Origin of the sequence: Photobacterium sanctipauli (assembly GCF_003026495.1) — a bacterium.
Lineage (GTDB): Bacteria > Pseudomonadota > Gammaproteobacteria > Enterobacterales > Vibrionaceae > Photobacterium > Photobacterium sanctipauli.
The window spans coordinates 1-15,970 of sequence record NZ_PYMA01000008.1 but is presented as its reverse complement, the minus strand read 5'-3'; the positions used below and the strand labels follow the sequence as shown (position 1 = coordinate 15,970).

Below are 15,970 nucleotides of genomic sequence, written 5' to 3'. Positions count from 1 at the left end.
AGCTTCCATTTCTAAACGATATCTTTTAACGATTGCTGCTTGGCACTTTCGATCTTATCACTCCACCAATTCATCATATCTCGACGTAGCTCAATATATTTAGCATGATTGTATGAACGTGAAACTTCATTTCCAACACGATGAGATAGAGCCTTATCTATCCATTGTTCAGGGTAGCCGGCATCATGCAAAGCAGTGCTAGCTGTGTCTCTCAAACCATGTGCAACTAGCTTTCCTTCATATCCCATCTCTTTTATTGCCTTGTTACCTGATTGATAATTAATATGCCCTGCCGCTGCTCTGAGTGAGTTAAACAAAAACTCCGAATTCCCTGTTATAGCTCTAAGTTTTTGCAAAATATTAATAACAACATCTGATAACGGAATCACATGTGTGTACTTTTCATCGATTTGTTTTTGTGTAAGAAACTCCTTATTCCCCTTCATTTGATTACCAGGTATAGTTAAAATTCTTTTCTCCCAGTTAACTGCGCTCCACCTTGAACTTGCAAGATCTTGAGAACGAGTCATCAAGTGAAGTTTCAATTCTATAAAGTACTTAGTTACATCATCTGAAGAGGCATCATTAAGTAAACTAAAGAACTCAGGAAGCTCACTTTCATCAATGTAAGGGTGGTTTTGGGGTATAGGCTTCCTAAACTGTTTATGGAGGTAAGCTAATGGGTTTCTTTCTAAGGCATCATGGTTCATCGCAAAGAACATTACATTATTCATATCTCGGCAAAGTCGCTTTACCAATTCGAGTTTGTTTTTCTTTTCTAAAGGTTTTAGCACTAGCTTTACTGCTTTTGCTGTAATTTTTTTTACTGGAGTCTTACCAAGCTTAGGCAGAAGGTGATTCTCTAGCCTTCTTATTGTATCGTGATGATGCCCTTCAGAGCCTTTGTGTGGCTTTTCTTCAAGCCACAGGTATGCCATTTTATCGAAAGTATTTTCATACTCATCAAGATACTTTTGACGTGTATCCTCGATATGATCTTTGGGATCTACTCCTTCTGCGACTAATGAACGGTAGGCTCTTTGCCACTCTCTTGCTGTAGATAATGATAATGCTGGGTATACGCCTAGGCGCATATCGATACGTTTTTTTGTTATAGGGTGAAGGTAGTTGAAGTACCATGTTTTACAACCAAGCGGGCTAACACGCAGATATAGCCCACCGCCATCAAATAATTTTTGTACCTTACCTGTAGCTTTGAGCTTTTTGACCGTTAGGTCTGTAAGTGGTAGTACTCGCTTTGGCATTTTGGATATCCATATTTGTTTAGATAACCACATTTTTTTCTTTCCCGATGAAAAAAAACACTCGGCGCTACTGAAATTATTTTTTTATTAGCTGATTGCTTGAATTTTGAACGGCTAGTTATTGGAGAAAGCCTTTGCTCTTTGTATGTAATCGCTCCACCACTGCATCATCTCTGCTCGTCTTGGTATGAGATCAGCTCGGTTATAGGCCGCTCTCACTTCGTTCTCTCCCTTATGTGCAAGCGCTTTCTCTATAAGGTCAGGATCAAACCCTTGTTCGTTCAGTACTGTGCTTGCTATTGCCCTGAGGCCATGGGAAACCAGTTCTCCTTTAAACCCCATATTTTTAATTGCTGCATTAGCCGTTTGACTGTTGATGTGCATGCTTTTGGCTCTGCGGGAGAAAAATACAAAAGGGGTATGCCCTGTAATAGGGCGAAGAAGGTTTAAGGTTTGTATTACTTGGGAGGAGAGGGGGATACTATGTGTTAACCGATGTTCGATTTCATCATCAGTGTAACGGCCTTTAGGCCCTTTCATTCTCGCTCCAGGTATACGCCAGATGCGGTGGACAAAATCAATTTCCTCCCACTTAGCACCAGCGATTTCGTTTGGACGAAGCATAGTGTGCAGTTGAAGCTCTATCAGACACCTTGTCAGCATACTTACTGGTGATATTGATAGAACATGAAGGAACTCGGGTAGGCGCTTTTGATCAATAGCTGGTTGGTGCTTTTTCTTTGGTTTGCGGAATGTATTACTAATGCCAGCAAGAGGGTTATTATCCAGCAAGCCACAATTGATAGCATAGGTCATGATTTCATTGATACGCTGGCATAAGCGTTTGAGCATGTCGAGCTTGTTTGCAGCTTCCAATGGTTTAAGTGTCGAGATCACCATTGGAGCATTTAACTGGGTGATAGGTTGATTTCCGATTCGGGGAAAGAGGTGGTTCTCAAGTGAGCGGCGAATGTCTATGAGATGATCTGCTGTAACGCTGCTACCTTTAACATTGAGCCAGTTGCGTGCGATTTTCTTGAACGTATTCTCATAGATTTTCTGTTTAGCTAACTGTTCGGCTTGTTGTTGTTCTCTTGGGTCAATGCCTTCAGCCAGCACGCTTTTGTGCTCTTTCCGAAGTTTTCTAGCATTGGCGAGAGTGAGGTCTGGGTACCTTCCAAGGAGCCAGTCTATGCGAACATTAGTGATTGGATGGTGGTAGTTTAAATACCAGGTTGTTACGCCTTTTGGGGTCACTCTTAAGTAAAGCCCCTCTCCATCGGTGAGTTTCTGGACTTTGCCTGTAGGCTTTATGTTCTTGAGTTGTGTATCGGTCAGTGGGATAGCTACTTTGGGCATGTTGTGGTACCTCTGGGCATCATTTGACGGATACCACTTAAAATACCACATACTTCGTGCGACGTGATGGGAGCGTATGGGAGCTCTTGAGACAAGAAAGCCCGCTAAACTATTGGTTTAGCGGGCTTTCTGGGACACCGTAAGGTGTCTTCGTATACGAATTTGGTGGAGCTGGCGGGAGTTGAACCCGCGTCCAAAACCAGTCTAACCAGAGGCGCTACATGCTTAGTCAATCTTTATTCTCGTACCAACACTGCGAATTGACACGCTATGCTAATACATACCAGAATTCTATTTCGCGGTTCACCTCTCTAGTCAAAGGTTCCCTCGCTATCTTGTTTGGGTTTGAACCCCTGTAATTCCCCGTCTTACAAGCGGAAGCTAGGGCAGGAGTGCTCTCAGCAGGGTATTAAGCTGCTAGTGCGTAGTTTTCGTCGTTTGCGACTATTTTTTTGCGGCTTTTTAACGAGGCCAACCGCACCTCGGCATGCTCCCAAAGCCTTCGTGATCCTGTCGAATCCTAAATCAGCCCCAGAGTTCGATCGATGTTAACAGAAAATCGGTTAGCGTCAACACAAAAGCCCGCCTGCAGGGTGCTTATGGAGAAAAATCCACCACTTAGCAAGCAAGGCCATTGAATTTAGCGCAGGCTGCTCTTCATGATACGCGCTTTATCGCGTTGCCAATCCTTCTGTTTGGAGTCGGCGCGCTTATCGTGAAGCTTCTTACCTTTCGCTGTACCTACTTTCAGTTTAACCCATGAGCCCTTCCAGTACATAGAAAGTGCCACGATGGTTTCACCGTCGCGGTTTACCGCGCCCATTAGGCGGTCGATTTCACGGCGGTTAAGCAGCAGTTTGCGGGTGCGGGTCGGATCGGCGACGACGTGGGTAGACGCTGCGTTTAGCGGTGTAATTTGTACCCCTGAAATGAAGGCTTCGCCATTGCGCAGGAATACGTAGCTTTCCGAGATGTTCACTTTGCCAGAACGGATAGCTTTCACTTCCCAGCCCTGGAGCTCCATGCCGGCTTCGTATTCGTCGCTGATCGCGAACTCAAAACGGGCGCTTTTGTTCTTAGCAATCGTATTGCTACTTTGCTTTGGTTTTTTCTTGGCCATAAATACTCTTATTTGTTGCTGTCCCGAGTGCCAAATTTGTACTCGGTCGATATGTGCCTATTGGTAAAACAATGGTTTGCTTTACCATTCACACGCTTATTTTGGCTGTTAGCCGACTAATGGTATCATTGGGCAACCACTTCTCATAGGGTTTGCTGGCGGCGTCTGCAAATGCTGTGAGTTGGGGAGATAGATGGGTAAAGGAGAAACTATGCCTCAGATTAGCCGCTCTGCATTGGTGCCGTTCAGTGCGAAGCAAATGTTTGAACTTGTGAATGATGTAGAGTCGTACCCAGCCTTTTTACCGGGCTGCTCTGGTACGAGAATTTTGGAAAGCTCTGAGCAGCATATGATGGCATCGGTTGATGTGTCCAAAGCAGGGATCAAAAAAACGTTTGTAACGCGTAATGCATTAACAGATGCGAAGAAGATTGACATGCAGTTGGTTGATGGCCCGTTCCAGCGCTTGGTTGGCGGTTGGCACTTCACCGAATTGGATGCCGAGGCATGTAAGGTTGAGCTCAAGCTCGACTTTGAATTTACCAATGCACTGGTCGAAGCTGCGTTTGGTAAGGTGTTCCGCGAATTGACCAACAACATGGTGAGTGCCTTTACTCAGCGCGCAAGGGAAATCTATGACTTCTGATGAAACCCTGATCCATGTTGAGGTGGTGTATGCGCTGCCGGATGTCCAGCGTGTTATCAGGCTGGGGATCACCTCTGATACCCAAGTGAAAGAGATCATCGAGCAATCGGGTGTCCTTGAGATGTACCCGGAAATCGACCTGAAGAAAAACAAAGTGGGTGTTTACAGCCGAAACGTAAAACTTGATGCGACCGTGCATGATGGCGACCGTATCGAGATTTATCGCCCATTGCTGGCCGATCCGAAAGAGATTCGCCGTAAGCGGGCAGAGCAAGCCAAGCAAGAAGCGCTGGCGGCTAAAAAAGCGGAATAACAGACACAAAAAAGCTCGCCAAGGCGAGCTTTTTTAATGGTATCAGTTTAGCTGTTCCATAAAGGCAGGGCCTGCCGGATAGTCGCCTTCTAGGCTGATTAACTGGTTTTGCCCGTTGAATTTCAGGATCAGGTTTTTCTGTTGCGGCTCTTCATGGCCTGGTTTGTGGTAGTAGACGTAGTACCAGGTATCTGGGTATTCCGGCTCAACCAGCATTGGCGAACCTAGCACAAACTGCACCTGCTCTTTACTCATCTGATATCGAAGGTTGTCGATATCTTTTTGTTCCAAGTAGTTCCCTTGGTTGATATCAATTCGATATACCAGTCGTTCAACTACTGAACAGCCACCTAACAGGCTAGCTGCCAATGTAATAGCAGCAAGGTTTTTCCAACTCATAGCATCCCGGCAAATTTGCTTTGTTCTGCAGCGATAATAAACAACCACTCGGCAGAAGTAAAAAAGCAGTTAAGAAAAAAACTCTAAATGAGACTACGGCACAACGAAATAGTTGCACCGTAGATCAAGTTTAATCGAATTATGCCGCAAACAGCAGTTCTTTGGCGTTGGCGAGGGTGCGATCGGTGATCTCGCTACCGCCAAGCAGGCGAGCCAGCTCGTTGACGCGGGCGTCTTCGGTAAGCGGGTACATGTTGGTTTCGGTTTGTCCTTTGGTGGACTTCTTGGCAACAAACATTTGCTGGTGGCCACAACCCGCCACCTGCGGCAAGTGGGTAACACACATGACCTGGGTTGATTCGCCAAGGGTACGCAGCATTTTGCCGACGATAGCCGCTGTCGGGCCACTGATACCAACATCAACTTCATCGAAGATCAGGCTTGGGGTTTCGACCTTCTGTGCCGTGATCACCTGAATCGCCAATGAAATACGTGAGAGCTCACCGCCCGATGCAACCTTGCCAAGAGGCTGGAGCGGTTGACCCGGGTTGGTTGAGACCAAGAAGGTAATACTGTCGAAGCCTAGCGGGCTAAGCATTCCCTCAGGATCGCTCTGGACATCAATTTTGAAGATCCCGTTTTCCATGCTGAGCTGGTGCATGCTGTCGGAGATCTTTTTGTCGAGCTCTTTGGCGTAGCGCCGGCGACTCTTGCTTAGCTTCTCGGCACAGGCAAGGAACTTCTGGCGTAAGCACTCGACATTTTCTGCCATTTCTTCCAAACGTTCATCGCTGCAATCAAGCTGCTCAAGCTCTTTCAACAGCTCTTGGTGCTTGCCGTAAAGCTCTTCGGGCATCACATAGTGCTTGCGTGAGAGTGACATGATCTTGGCTAGGCGCTCTTCTAAGTACACCAAACGCTGAGGATCCATATCCAGATTATCAAGATAACCGCGCAGTTCTTGGCTGGCTTCTTGTACCTGGATAATGGCTTCTTCCAGCATTTGCGGAATCGTACTAAGGCTGGCGTCGATTTCACCCAGGTTGCACACTTGCTGGCTGGCCATTTGCAGCATACGAAGGGCATTGCAGTCCTCGTCGTCATACAGCATAGAGAGGGCGGTTTGGCTTGAAACCGCCAGCTCACCGCAATTTGACAGGCGCTTGTGCTCTTCTTCAATGTCGGCAAATTCATCTTGACCCAGTGCGAGTTCGTCCAGTTCTTTGACTTGGTACTGGATCAGCTGCTTCTGGGCTTCGTTCTCTTCGCGGCTTTGGCTTAAGCGTTTGAGTTCATTGTTGGCTTGGCGCCAGCGCTGGTAGCTATTTCGCGTCTTGTCCATTAGTAGGTGGTGGCCTGCGTAATGATCAAGCATTTGCTGTTGGTGATCAGCACGCATCAGCTGCTGGTGGGCGTGTTGGCCATGGATGTTGATCAGCAGTTGTCCCAATGATTTTTGCTGCGATGCCGGTACCGGGCTGCCGTTAATGAAACCACGGGAGCGGCCTTCCTTGGTGATCACGCGGCGCAAAATACACTCGTCGCCGTCAATGAGTTCGTTGTCTTCCAACCAGCGGCGGGCGGCCTGATTGTTCTGTAATGAAAACGCCGCAGAAATCTCTGCTTTGTCTTCATTCGGACGGACCATGCTGGCTTCGGCGCGATCGCCAAGGCAGAGGCCGAGGGCATCTATAGCAATGGACTTACCGGCACCGGTTTCACCCGTAATGGTGGTCATTCCCGGTTTCAGTTCAAATTCAAGGTTTTTGACAATAGCAAAGTTTGAGATCGTCATATGAGCCAGCATGTGTTCACCTGTTTAAATCAACACCTGTTTTTTCATACAGTATATACTGTATTTATACACAGTAAAGAGTCGTAAATAAAAAATTCTATAAAAGGGCTAACTTTATAAGTGAATGAAATATGGTAATAAAAAAGCCAGCGCGATGGCTGGCTTTCAAAATGATGCGACTACGTGGCCTTAGAATAATTTGCTCGACCATCCGAGTTTGCTGCGCAGCACGCTATAGTAGCTGTAGTTTTTCGGGTGGATCAGCTTGAGCCTTTCTGGGCTTTGGTAGATGTGGATTTCATCACCCGGGCTGACTGGCAGCGATACTTGCCCGTCGCAACTTACTTCCAGCGTGCTGCCGTTGGTTGGTGAGACAAGTAGCTTGATCCGGCTGTTGCCATCGACCACCAAAGGGCGGCAAGACAGGGTATGCGGGAACATCGGCACCAGCGTGATCGCATTGAGCTCCGATGACAAAATTGGACCGCCGCCAGATAACGAATACGCGGTTGAGCCAGTAGGGGTGGCAATGATTAAGCCGTCTGAACGTTGGGAGAAGGCAAAGGTATCGTCGATATACACTTCGAACTCAATCATATGGGCGATTTTGTCGGGGTGCAGTACAGCTTCGTTGAAGGCCGCGTTACGGCTTTTAATCAACCCGTGGCGGTGGACTTCGGCTTCGAGTAGGAAGCGGTTTTCAACCACGAACTCGCCTTGGAGTACTTCTTCGAGTTCCTTGTCGAAGGCTTCCGGGTCGAGGTCGGTCAGGAAACCCAAGCTGCCCCGGTTAACCCCGATAACGGCGATATCGAATCGCGACAATACACGGGCTGCGCCAAGCATGTTGCCATCACCACCGACAACAATGGCTAGGTTGGCTTTATCGCCAATGGTCAGTAAGTCACAGAATGCAGAATGCGGCACATCGAGATCATTCGCCAGCCGATGGTCAACCAGTACCTCGTACCCTCTCTCGATTAGCCAATTGTATAAGCTGGTATGAGTTTGGAGTGCGTCAGGGTTGCGGGGCTTGCCAATAATTGCAATGGTCTGAAAAACGCGCGTCATGTCCTTGATCCGACAAATGATGAGAAGGCCAGTATAGCGCTAGGATTAGACACTTGTCGCGCTTTGTGAGTGATCTTGGCTTGAATCATTGAAGTTCATCCCCATAATATGCCCATAAGTAAATTTTAGGGCAGGCAGATTCTTGCCCTCCATTGAATATCATCATCTTGGCGGAGAAGCGTAAGCATGAGCAACGAAGAGAAAAAAGTACAGGACGAACAGCTACAGCAAGAGCAAAATGTTGAAGCGGTTGAAACTGAATCTGCTGAGGAAGAAGTTGTTGAAATGACTTTGGAAGAGCAGCAAGCGGCTCGCATTGCAGAATTAGAAGCAGCGCTACTGACTAGCGAAGCAAAAGTAAAAGATCAGCAAGACAGCGTGCTTCGTGCTCGTGCCGAAGTAGACAACATGCGTCGTCGTACCGAGCAGGAAATCGACAAGGCACGTAAGTTTGCCCTAAACAAGTTTGCTGAAGAGCTACTGCCGGTTATCGATAACATGGAACGTGCTATCGAAATGGCTGACAAGAACGACGAAGCTATTAAGCCAATGGTTGAAGGTGTTGATCTAACACTGAAGACCATGATGGGCACGGTTGAGAAGTTCGGCCTGAAGCAGCTTAACCCACTGGGTGAAGCCTTCAACCCTGAATTCCACCAGGCGATGTCTATCCAGGAAAGTGCTGAGCACGAACCAAACACCGTGATGCTGGTGATGCAAAAAGGCTACGAGCTTAACGGCCGTGTTGTTCGCCCTGCGATGGTTATGGTGTCAAAAGCTGCTGCGGGTAACGTGGATACCCAAGCATAAGCGGGTTGCTGCATTGACGGAGCCCGCTGACTTGGCGGGCTTTTTTAATTTTTTTTGATTTTTTTTCAATGTTGCCCTTGAAAACAATTTGGCTGCCCTTATCTAGTAGTCATACAACATTGTAAATTAATTTCTGCGGTTGATTCCGCATTGTCAGCCGGCAACGGCGGGCTGGCAAATAAGCTTAATGAATTTCGGAGAAAGCCTGATGGGTAAAATCATTGGTATTGACTTGGGTACAACTAACTCTTGCGTAGCAGTACTTGATGGTGAACAACCACGTGTAATTGAAAATGCTGAAGGTGAGCGTACTACAGCATCTGTTATCGCTTACACCCAAGATGGTGAAACACTAGTTGGTCAACCAGCTAAGCGTCAGGCGGTAACAAACCCTGAAAACACACTATTCGCTATCAAGCGTCTAATCGGTCGTCGTTTTGAAGACGAAGAAGTACAGCGCGATATCGAAATCATGCCTTTCAAAATTGTTAAGGCAGACAACGGCGATGCATGGGTAGAAGCGAAAGGCCAGAAAATGGCTGCTCCTCAGGTATCTGCTGAAGTGCTTAAGAAGATGAAGAAAACAGCTGAAGACTTCCTAGGCGAAGAAGTAACTGGCGCAGTTGTTACTGTTCCTGCTTACTTCAACGATGCACAGCGTCAGGCAACAAAAGATGCTGGCCGTATCGCGGGTCTAGAAGTTAAGCGTATCATCAACGAACCAACTGCTGCTGCTCTGGCTTACGGCCTAGACAAGCAAGGCGGTGACCGCACTATCGCTGTTTACGACCTTGGTGGTGGTACTTTCGATATCTCTATCATCGAAATCGATGAAGTTGAAGGCGAGAAAACATTTGAAGTTCTAGCAACTAACGGTGACACGCACCTTGGTGGTGAAGACTTCGATAACCGCATGATCAACTACCTAGTTGAAGAGTTCAAGAAAGAGCAGGGTATCGATCTTAAGAACGATCCTCTAGCGATGCAGCGTGTTAAAGAAGCAGCTGAAAAAGCGAAAATCGAACTATCTTCTGCACAGCAGACTGACGTAAACCTACCTTACGTAACTGCTGATGCGACTGGTCCTAAGCACATGAACATCAAAGTGACTCGTGCGAAGCTAGAATCTCTAGTTGAAGACCTAGTTCAGCGTTCTCTTGAGCCACTAAAAGTTGCACTGGCTGACGCAGACCTATCTGTAGGCGACATCACTGACGTTATCCTTGTTGGTGGCCAGACGCGTATGCCAATGGTTCAGGCTAAAGTAACTGAATTCTTTGGCAAAGAGCCACGTAAAGACGTGAACCCAGACGAAGCTGTAGCTGTAGGTGCGGCTGTTCAGGGCGGTGTACTTGCGGGCGACGTGAAAGACGTTCTTCTACTAGACGTTACTCCACTATCTCTTGGTATCGAAACCATGGGTGGCGTAATGACTAAGCTAATCGAGAAAAACACCACTATCCCTACTAAGGCGAACCAGGTGTTCTCAACAGCTGAAGACAACCAGAATGCGGTAACTATCCACGTTCTACAGGGTGAGCGTAAGCAAGCGGGCTACAACAAGTCTCTTGGTCAGTTCAACCTAGAAGGTATCCAGGCTGCACCTCGCGGTATGCCTCAAATCGAAGTAACTTTCGACCTTGATGCTGACGGTATCCTTCACGTATCTGCGAAAGATAAGAGCACAGGTAAAGAGCAGAAGATCACTATCCAAGCTTCTGGCGGCCTGAGCGACGAAGATATCGAGAAAATGGTACAAGAAGCAGAAGCTAACAAAGAAGCGGACAAGAAGTTCGAAGAGCTAGTAACTGCACGTAACCAAGCTGACCAGCTAGTTCACGGTACTCGCAAGCAAATCGAAGAAGCTGGCGAAGCTCTTCCAGCTGACGAGAAAGAGAAAATCGAAACAGCGGTTTCTGAGCTAGAAGAAGCACGTAAAGGCGAAGACAAAGAAGCTATCGACGCTAAAGTTCAAGCCCTAATTGCAGCATCTCAGAAGCTAATGGAAATCGCTCAGCAGCAAGCTCAAGCACAGCAGGCGCAAGCTGGCGGTGAAGGCGAGCAGCAAGCACAGCAAGACGATAACGTTGTTGACGCTGAGTTCGAAGAAGTTAAAGACGAAAAAAAATAAGATAGTTAACACTTAATCTTATTTGAGCGCGGGCGTTGGAGGAATACTCTTGCGCCCGTAGCCGTATTCAGGCAGGTGACAAACAACTATGTCAAAACGTGATTTTTATGAAGTTCTGGGTGTCGGCCGCGATGCATCAGAGCGAGATATTAAAAAGGCCTATAAACGCCTTGCAATGAAATTCCACCCTGACCGTAACCAGGGTGACGAGCAAGCGGCTGAAAAGTTCAAAGAAGTTAAAACCGCGTATGAAATCCTAACCGACCCTCAGAAGAAGGCAGCATATGATCAATACGGTCATGCAGCATTCGAACAAGGCGGCATGGGCGGTGGAGGCGGCTTTGGCGGCGGTGCTGACTTTGGCGATATCTTCGGTGACGTATTCGGTGATATCTTTGGTGGCGGCGGTGGCCGTCGTGGTGGCCAGCAACGTGCTCAGCGTGGCGCCGATCTTCGCTACAACATGGAACTGACTTTGGAAGAAGCTGTTCGAGGTTGTAGTAAAGAAATCCGTGTCCCAACCCTTGTCGGTTGTGATACTTGTGACGGCTCTGGTGCTAAGAAAGGCACCTCGGCAACGACTTGTGGTACTTGTCACGGCCAAGGCCAGGTGCAGATGCGCCAAGGCTTCTTTGCGGTACAGCAAACATGTCCACACTGTCATGGTCGCGGTAAGATCATCAAAGAGCCATGTGGCACTTGTCACGGCCAAGGCCGTAAAGAAGAAACCAAGACGCTGTCTGTTAAGATCCCTGCTGGTGTTGATACTGGTGATCGCATTCGCCTATCTGGCGAAGGTGAAGCGGGAGAGTTCGGCGCGCCAGCTGGCGACCTTTACGTACAAGTTCACGTAACAGAGCACAGCATTTTCGAACGTGACGGCAACAACCTGTACTGTGAAGTACCAGTGAGCTTCACCATGGCGGCATTGGGTGGTGAAGTTGAAGTGCCAACCCTTGATGGTCGCGTGAACCTGAAAGTGCCTTCAGAAACCCAAACTGGCCGCATGTTCCGCATGCGCGGTAAGGGCGTGAAGTCGGTTCGTGGCGGCGCTGTGGGTGATCTGATCTGTAAGCTAGTTGTAGAAACGCCGGTAAGCCTAAGTGCTCGCCAGAAAGAGTTGCTACAAGAGCTAGAAGAAAGCCTAGGCGGTAAAGGTGCAAGCAAGCACAAGCCTAAGTCTGAAGGTTTCTTCAACGGTGTGAAGAAATTCTTCGATGATCTAACAGGCTAATCCTATTGCCTGAACGACTAGCTAAAAGCCGACGTTTGTCGGCTTTTTTGTGCCTGCTTGTTAGGTATGTATGTTGGTTGGTTGGTTGGTTGGTATAAGTCCGCTACCAGCACTCGGTTGGGCTGCCGATGCCTCGAGCAGATAAGGCGAGATCCCCGCAACTGTCTTGGTCTTGACCTAGGGTACTGAGTGCCGTCGCCTCAATACTATAGGGTGTCGTTGCGGTATTAATCGATAGGGTATAGCGGTCAGTATCAACTTCGCAAAATGAGCAAGTGCCTGCGCTTACGATACTGGTGTCGTACGCGTTGTTGGCACTATACCCTTCTTCCATCGTCAGCTGTATGTTGAGCATATCCCCCATCGCCTGGGCCCGGTGGCTTTTGACTATATGTGCTTGATAGCTTGGATACGCGATCGCTGTGAGTACGCCAATGATGGCGACAGCAATCATTAACTCGATCAGTGTCACGCCTTTTTGTCTTTTTATCATTCCGCTTCTCTAAAAAATCCGTTTTGCCTCGATAAGTTTTTCTATTAAATCAATCACATTTTGTGTGGGTGATAACATATGAATCAAGTTGATATCGTTGGCAGCAGAGCTTTGCCGAAGGAATTGGGGAATGGTTCTCGAAAATCAGCAACAGTTACATTGCCGCACAATTAATTACATGACGCTCCGGGGCTTTACCTTGTTGGAGCTGCTTATTGCAGTTGCTGTGGCCGTCGTGTTAGTGGGGGCGGCGGCGCCATCTTTTTCGTCGATCATAGAGGCTGGGAAGCTAAAGCGATTGGCAACCGAAATAGAGTGGTTAATGGTACAGGCTAAGTCGGAAGCGGTTATGCGCGGAGCAACTGTCACGTTAACCAGCAACAATATTCCGCCAAGCGGTGGAACGCCGTCCCAAACTTGGTCAATTAAAGCACTAGCCGCAGACAATACTTTGCTGGCACAAGTCTCTGCGGATGCATTCAACCAGGTAGATATCTTTCGCACCTTTACTTCTGAAACGGTAGATTTTGATCCGTTGACGGGGCGGCCGAATGCAAATGGCAGTTATGAGTTCCTGGTCGATGGTCGGGATACGGTAAAAGTAACAACCAATATTATGACGGGGCGTGTCTATATATGCAGTGAGGGGGGCGCTTATGGCTATGCCTCATGCTAAAGGGCAGTCTGGGTTTAGTTTGATCGAGTTGGTTGTGGCGTCAGCCATAGGTTTGGTGGCTTTGTCCGTAGTTGGCAGTGTGTATGTTAAGGGTCAGCAGTTTGCCTCTTCCCGAAGCCAGCAATTGATGTTGGTTCAGGACATGAATGACACGTTGCGAATGCTTAAGCATGATATCCAACGTGCAGGGTATCAAGTGGGGGCAAATAGTAGTTTTGTCATTAGTGGGGCGACCAAAACGATTCATTTGAGTCAGCTTTCGGGCGGTGTTGCGACCTGTCTTAGTTATGGCTATGCCGATGGTACCGAGCAACATTATCGCTCTTATTATCTATCTGGCGATATGCTGAGGGTTTTCTCTACCAAGTCGTCGGTGATGGATACGTCTGGTGCGTGTACTCACGGCCATGCCGCACTGGATGACCGCCAACTGAAGGTAACGCATTTTTCAGTAGAAGAAAGCCAGCTATCCGGCCCTTCAGTAGCAAGCCAATTTCTCACTATCAATTTAGCTGTGGCAACCCGTGACGATACCTTGTCTGCGGCAAGGTCAACCCAAGTCAAAATAAGGAATTGGAATTGATGAATAAGCAGGGAGGGTTCGCAACTTTGCTGGTAACAGCCATGTTATTGACTGCTGCGTTGCTCTTTTCATTAGCCTCATACAAGAGTGTTTTTTATCAGATCAAACGGGCCCAAAATGAAGTTATGGCTAGAAAGGCGCACTGGCTTGCGGAAGGGGCGGTTGAATGCGCATTTACGGAAGTGAAACAGTCTGGACTCCTGCCTAGCGATCCGGCTTACCTGAATGTTTGTGAAGATGCGATTGCTGATACAAGCATTGGGTTCAGTTTTCCTACTGCCGATATATTCAATATAGAAGCAAGCTCATCGCCTGACTCTATTGCCCAAGCAAGGGTGACTAAGTCTGCTGAAATGGCATCGAGAGCAAAGAGCGGTGCAATTCAATCAGGCTCCAACATGTACTCGCATTCTTCTCTGAACTTTTATTATCCTGACCCCGGCACTTGGACGAGTGAAGGTTGGCAGTGTATCGCTTTAAGGTACCGAAATGAGTACCTACCTAATGCAGCAGTGATTAACAGCGGATTGCCTGATTCTCCCAAGGGGAAAAACTGCCTGCCAACATATAGAACAAACGGAATGGGTATTGATGCCTTGCTCAATGATTTTGTTCATGACCCTAATTTAAGCCCTTTTGAAAACTTCTTTGGTGTATCTGATGAAAATCACAATGAAGTTAAAATGAATCAATTTGAGGCGGTCATTACTGAAGTTTCATCTCCTTCGGGAGCATTTGAATACTCAGGGATCAAAAACTGCAGTAAGGCAGTGAAGGATGCATTTGTAGAAGGGCATGAGAGCATCTGGGTCGAAGGAAACTGTGAAATTTCTGGCGATGACTACATTGAGATTGTCAATGTTTCAAATAATACCGATGGAATTATGCTCCTCATTCATGATGGTATGTTTTCCATATTCCCGAAAGCCGTGCCCGATGATTTGAAGTTTCAAGGTATGATTTTCCACTACAACTACGAATACGCTTTTAATTTTGATGATTGGAAAACCAGCCAAGCCTATGGACACCTTACACATATCCCGTCCGTATTTGGGGAGAGTGTACATCTAGCCAGTTTTTATCTTCACGGTGCGCTGAATTTGGATGGTGGCTTGATACTCGATGCGAAGCATTACGACAGTACGGGGAAAGTTTATATTTCTCAAAATGCGTTACTTAATGACTCTTTTGGCATGACCTATAACGATAGCTATTTTGCCAAGTTCAGCACTAGCAGTAACGATGTTCGGTGGATCAAAGGCTCTTGGCATGATTTCTAGGTATCAGCATGGCTTTGGCTTGATCGAGGTACTGGTATCCTTGCTTATATTGGCGGTCGGGGTGACGGGTATTATTAAGACGCAAGCTTATTTGGAGGTAAAGTCATCCAATGCCCTTAATTCTATTGAAGCGCTATATTTAGCCGAAGAAAAAATAGAGTACTTCCGCACTCGAGGGCCAGCCTCGGTGGTGGGAACCATTTTATTTACTGAGATCACTAATTCTTCTGAGCCTGTTTATTGGGGAAATATCTCTGCGACAAGGGATGTCACTATGGTTGATGATCACCCGGTGGTGGGGGCTAAATCCGTGACGGTCACCGTGAGTTGGGTGGATCGTTGGCAGCAACAGCAGGGTGTATCGCTTGAAACTGTGATATCCCAATATAGTGAGTTTGATTAATACTGATGTTTTAGTGCTTAATTCCATCAAAATAACCGATTGTGGTCAAAAAGGCTGCAGTCGGTTTTTTTTATGAAAAAAAGAGTTGTCTCCTTCAGAACTCTCCCTATAATGCCACCTCACCGACACGGAGCACGGCAACTTAGCCAGCAGCGTATCGGATTGTTCTTTAACAATTTGACCATGCAATCTGTGTGGGCACTCGTGAAATGATAGTCAAAAGATTTATCAATGAAACTGAGTGACCAATGATACTTTAAGTATCCACAGTCAATTCATTCATTACTTCGGTAATGGATTAACAGTATTCATTGAGCCGGTCGAGAGACCAACAAAACTTTAATTGAAGAGTTTGATCATGGCTCAGATTGAACGCTGGCGGCAGGCCTAAC

At 47.2% G+C, this 15,970-nt stretch carries 16 protein-coding genes and 1 other RNA gene; 9 read left to right on the top strand and 8 right to left on the bottom strand.

Going from position 1 to position 15,970, the window contains the following annotated elements; translation table 11 throughout:
* Window positions 1-11 precede the first annotated feature (11 nt).
* The 4 genes from C9I98_RS13690 to smpB form a co-directional block, all read right to left on the bottom strand.
* Window positions 12-1,265, bottom strand: coding sequence for a tyrosine-type recombinase/integrase (locus C9I98_RS13690; RefSeq protein WP_036819420.1), 1,254 nt, complete (start codon window positions 1,263-1,265; stop codon window positions 12-14).
* 114 nt (window positions 1,266-1,379) lie between these two features.
* Window positions 1,380-2,624, bottom strand: coding sequence for a tyrosine-type recombinase/integrase (locus tag C9I98_RS13685; protein ID WP_036819419.1), 1,245 nt, complete (start codon window positions 2,622-2,624; stop codon window positions 1,380-1,382).
* Window positions 2,625-2,787: 163 nt separating this feature from the next.
* Window positions 2,788-3,157, bottom strand: a transfer-messenger RNA (tmRNA) gene (gene ssrA / locus C9I98_RS13680).
* A gap of 107 nt (window positions 3,158-3,264) precedes the next feature.
* Window positions 3,265-3,744 carry an SsrA-binding protein SmpB gene (gene smpB / locus C9I98_RS13675; protein ID WP_036819413.1) on the bottom strand — a complete coding sequence of 160 codons (480 nt, stop codon included), beginning with the start codon at window positions 3,742-3,744 and terminating at the stop codon, window positions 3,265-3,267.
* 211 nt (window positions 3,745-3,955) lie between these two features.
* Between smpB and C9I98_RS13670 the strand changes: the two genes are divergently transcribed.
* Together C9I98_RS13670 and C9I98_RS13665 are read left to right on the top strand one after the other, a co-directional pair.
* Entirely contained in the window at window positions 3,956-4,390 is a 435-nt protein-coding gene (locus C9I98_RS13670; protein WP_036819411.1) for an SRPBCC family protein, read from the top strand.
* Complete coding sequence (locus C9I98_RS13665) at window positions 4,380-4,703, top strand: RnfH family protein (protein WP_036819409.1); 324 nt, start codon at window positions 4,380-4,382, stop codon at window positions 4,701-4,703. The genes C9I98_RS13670 and C9I98_RS13665 overlap by 11 nt, the downstream gene beginning before the upstream one ends.
* Window positions 4,704-4,745: 42 nt before the next feature.
* Here the strand turns inward: C9I98_RS13665 and bamE are convergent, their stop codons facing one another.
* From bamE to nadK, 3 genes are all read right to left on the bottom strand, one after another.
* The gene (gene bamE, locus C9I98_RS13660) at window positions 4,746-5,102 is read right to left on the bottom strand and encodes an outer membrane protein assembly factor BamE (RefSeq protein WP_036819407.1); all 357 of its coding nucleotides are present in this window, start codon (window positions 5,100-5,102) and stop codon (window positions 4,746-4,748) included.
* Window positions 5,103-5,241: 139 nt separating this feature from the next.
* Entirely contained in the window at window positions 5,242-6,909 is a 1,668-nt protein-coding gene (gene recN / locus C9I98_RS13655) for a DNA repair protein RecN (RefSeq protein WP_036819405.1), read from the bottom strand.
* Between the two features lie 177 nt (window positions 6,910-7,086).
* Window positions 7,087-7,968, bottom strand: coding sequence for an NAD(+) kinase (nadK, locus tag C9I98_RS13650; RefSeq protein WP_036831246.1), 882 nt, complete (start codon window positions 7,966-7,968; stop codon window positions 7,087-7,089).
* Between the two features lie 186 nt (window positions 7,969-8,154).
* Between nadK and grpE the strand changes: the two genes are divergently transcribed.
* The 3 genes from grpE to dnaJ all read left to right on the top strand — a co-directional run bounded on the left by grpE (window position 8,155) and on the right by dnaJ (window position 12,143).
* Window positions 8,155-8,778: a nucleotide exchange factor GrpE gene (grpE, locus tag C9I98_RS13645; protein ID WP_036831249.1), complete on the top strand. Its 624-nt coding sequence runs from the start codon at window positions 8,155-8,157 to the stop codon at window positions 8,776-8,778.
* Between the two features lie 208 nt (window positions 8,779-8,986).
* Entirely contained in the window at window positions 8,987-10,909 is a 1,923-nt protein-coding gene (gene dnaK / locus C9I98_RS13640; RefSeq protein WP_036831252.1) for a molecular chaperone DnaK, read from the top strand.
* A gap of 88 nt (window positions 10,910-10,997) precedes the next feature.
* Window positions 10,998-12,143, top strand: coding sequence for a molecular chaperone DnaJ (gene dnaJ / locus C9I98_RS13635; RefSeq protein WP_036831254.1), 1,146 nt, complete (start codon window positions 10,998-11,000; stop codon window positions 12,141-12,143).
* Between the two features lie 103 nt (window positions 12,144-12,246).
* Here the strand turns inward: dnaJ and C9I98_RS13630 are convergent, their stop codons facing one another.
* Window positions 12,247-12,636 (bottom strand): type IV pilin protein, encoded by a 390-nt coding sequence (locus tag C9I98_RS13630; protein ID WP_036831260.1) that lies wholly within the window; start codon window positions 12,634-12,636, stop codon window positions 12,247-12,249.
* A gap of 130 nt (window positions 12,637-12,766) precedes the next feature.
* On the opposite strand from C9I98_RS13630, the gene C9I98_RS13625 reads away from it, so the two are divergent.
* Genes C9I98_RS13625 through C9I98_RS13610 form a run of 4 tightly spaced genes read left to right on the top strand, consistent with a single transcriptional unit; the run spans window position 12,767 to window position 15,578 of the window.
* The gene (locus tag C9I98_RS13625; RefSeq protein ID WP_036831262.1) at window positions 12,767-13,312 is read left to right on the top strand and encodes a GspH/FimT family pseudopilin; all 546 of its coding nucleotides are present in this window, start codon (window positions 12,767-12,769) and stop codon (window positions 13,310-13,312) included.
* Complete coding sequence (locus C9I98_RS13620) at window positions 13,293-13,895, top strand: PilW family protein (protein WP_051902664.1); 603 nt, start codon at window positions 13,293-13,295, stop codon at window positions 13,893-13,895. The genes C9I98_RS13625 and C9I98_RS13620 overlap by 20 nt, the downstream gene beginning before the upstream one ends.
* A complete protein-coding gene (locus tag C9I98_RS13615; RefSeq protein WP_036831264.1) occupies window positions 13,895-15,175 on the top strand; it encodes a hypothetical protein in 1,281 nt (426 codons plus the stop codon). Before C9I98_RS13620 ends, C9I98_RS13615 begins: the two co-directional genes overlap by 1 nt.
* Entirely contained in the window at window positions 15,165-15,578 is a 414-nt protein-coding gene (locus tag C9I98_RS13610; protein ID WP_036831267.1) for a type IV pilus modification PilV family protein, read from the top strand. Before C9I98_RS13615 ends, C9I98_RS13610 begins: the two co-directional genes overlap by 11 nt.
* Window positions 15,579-15,970 lie beyond the last annotated feature (392 nt).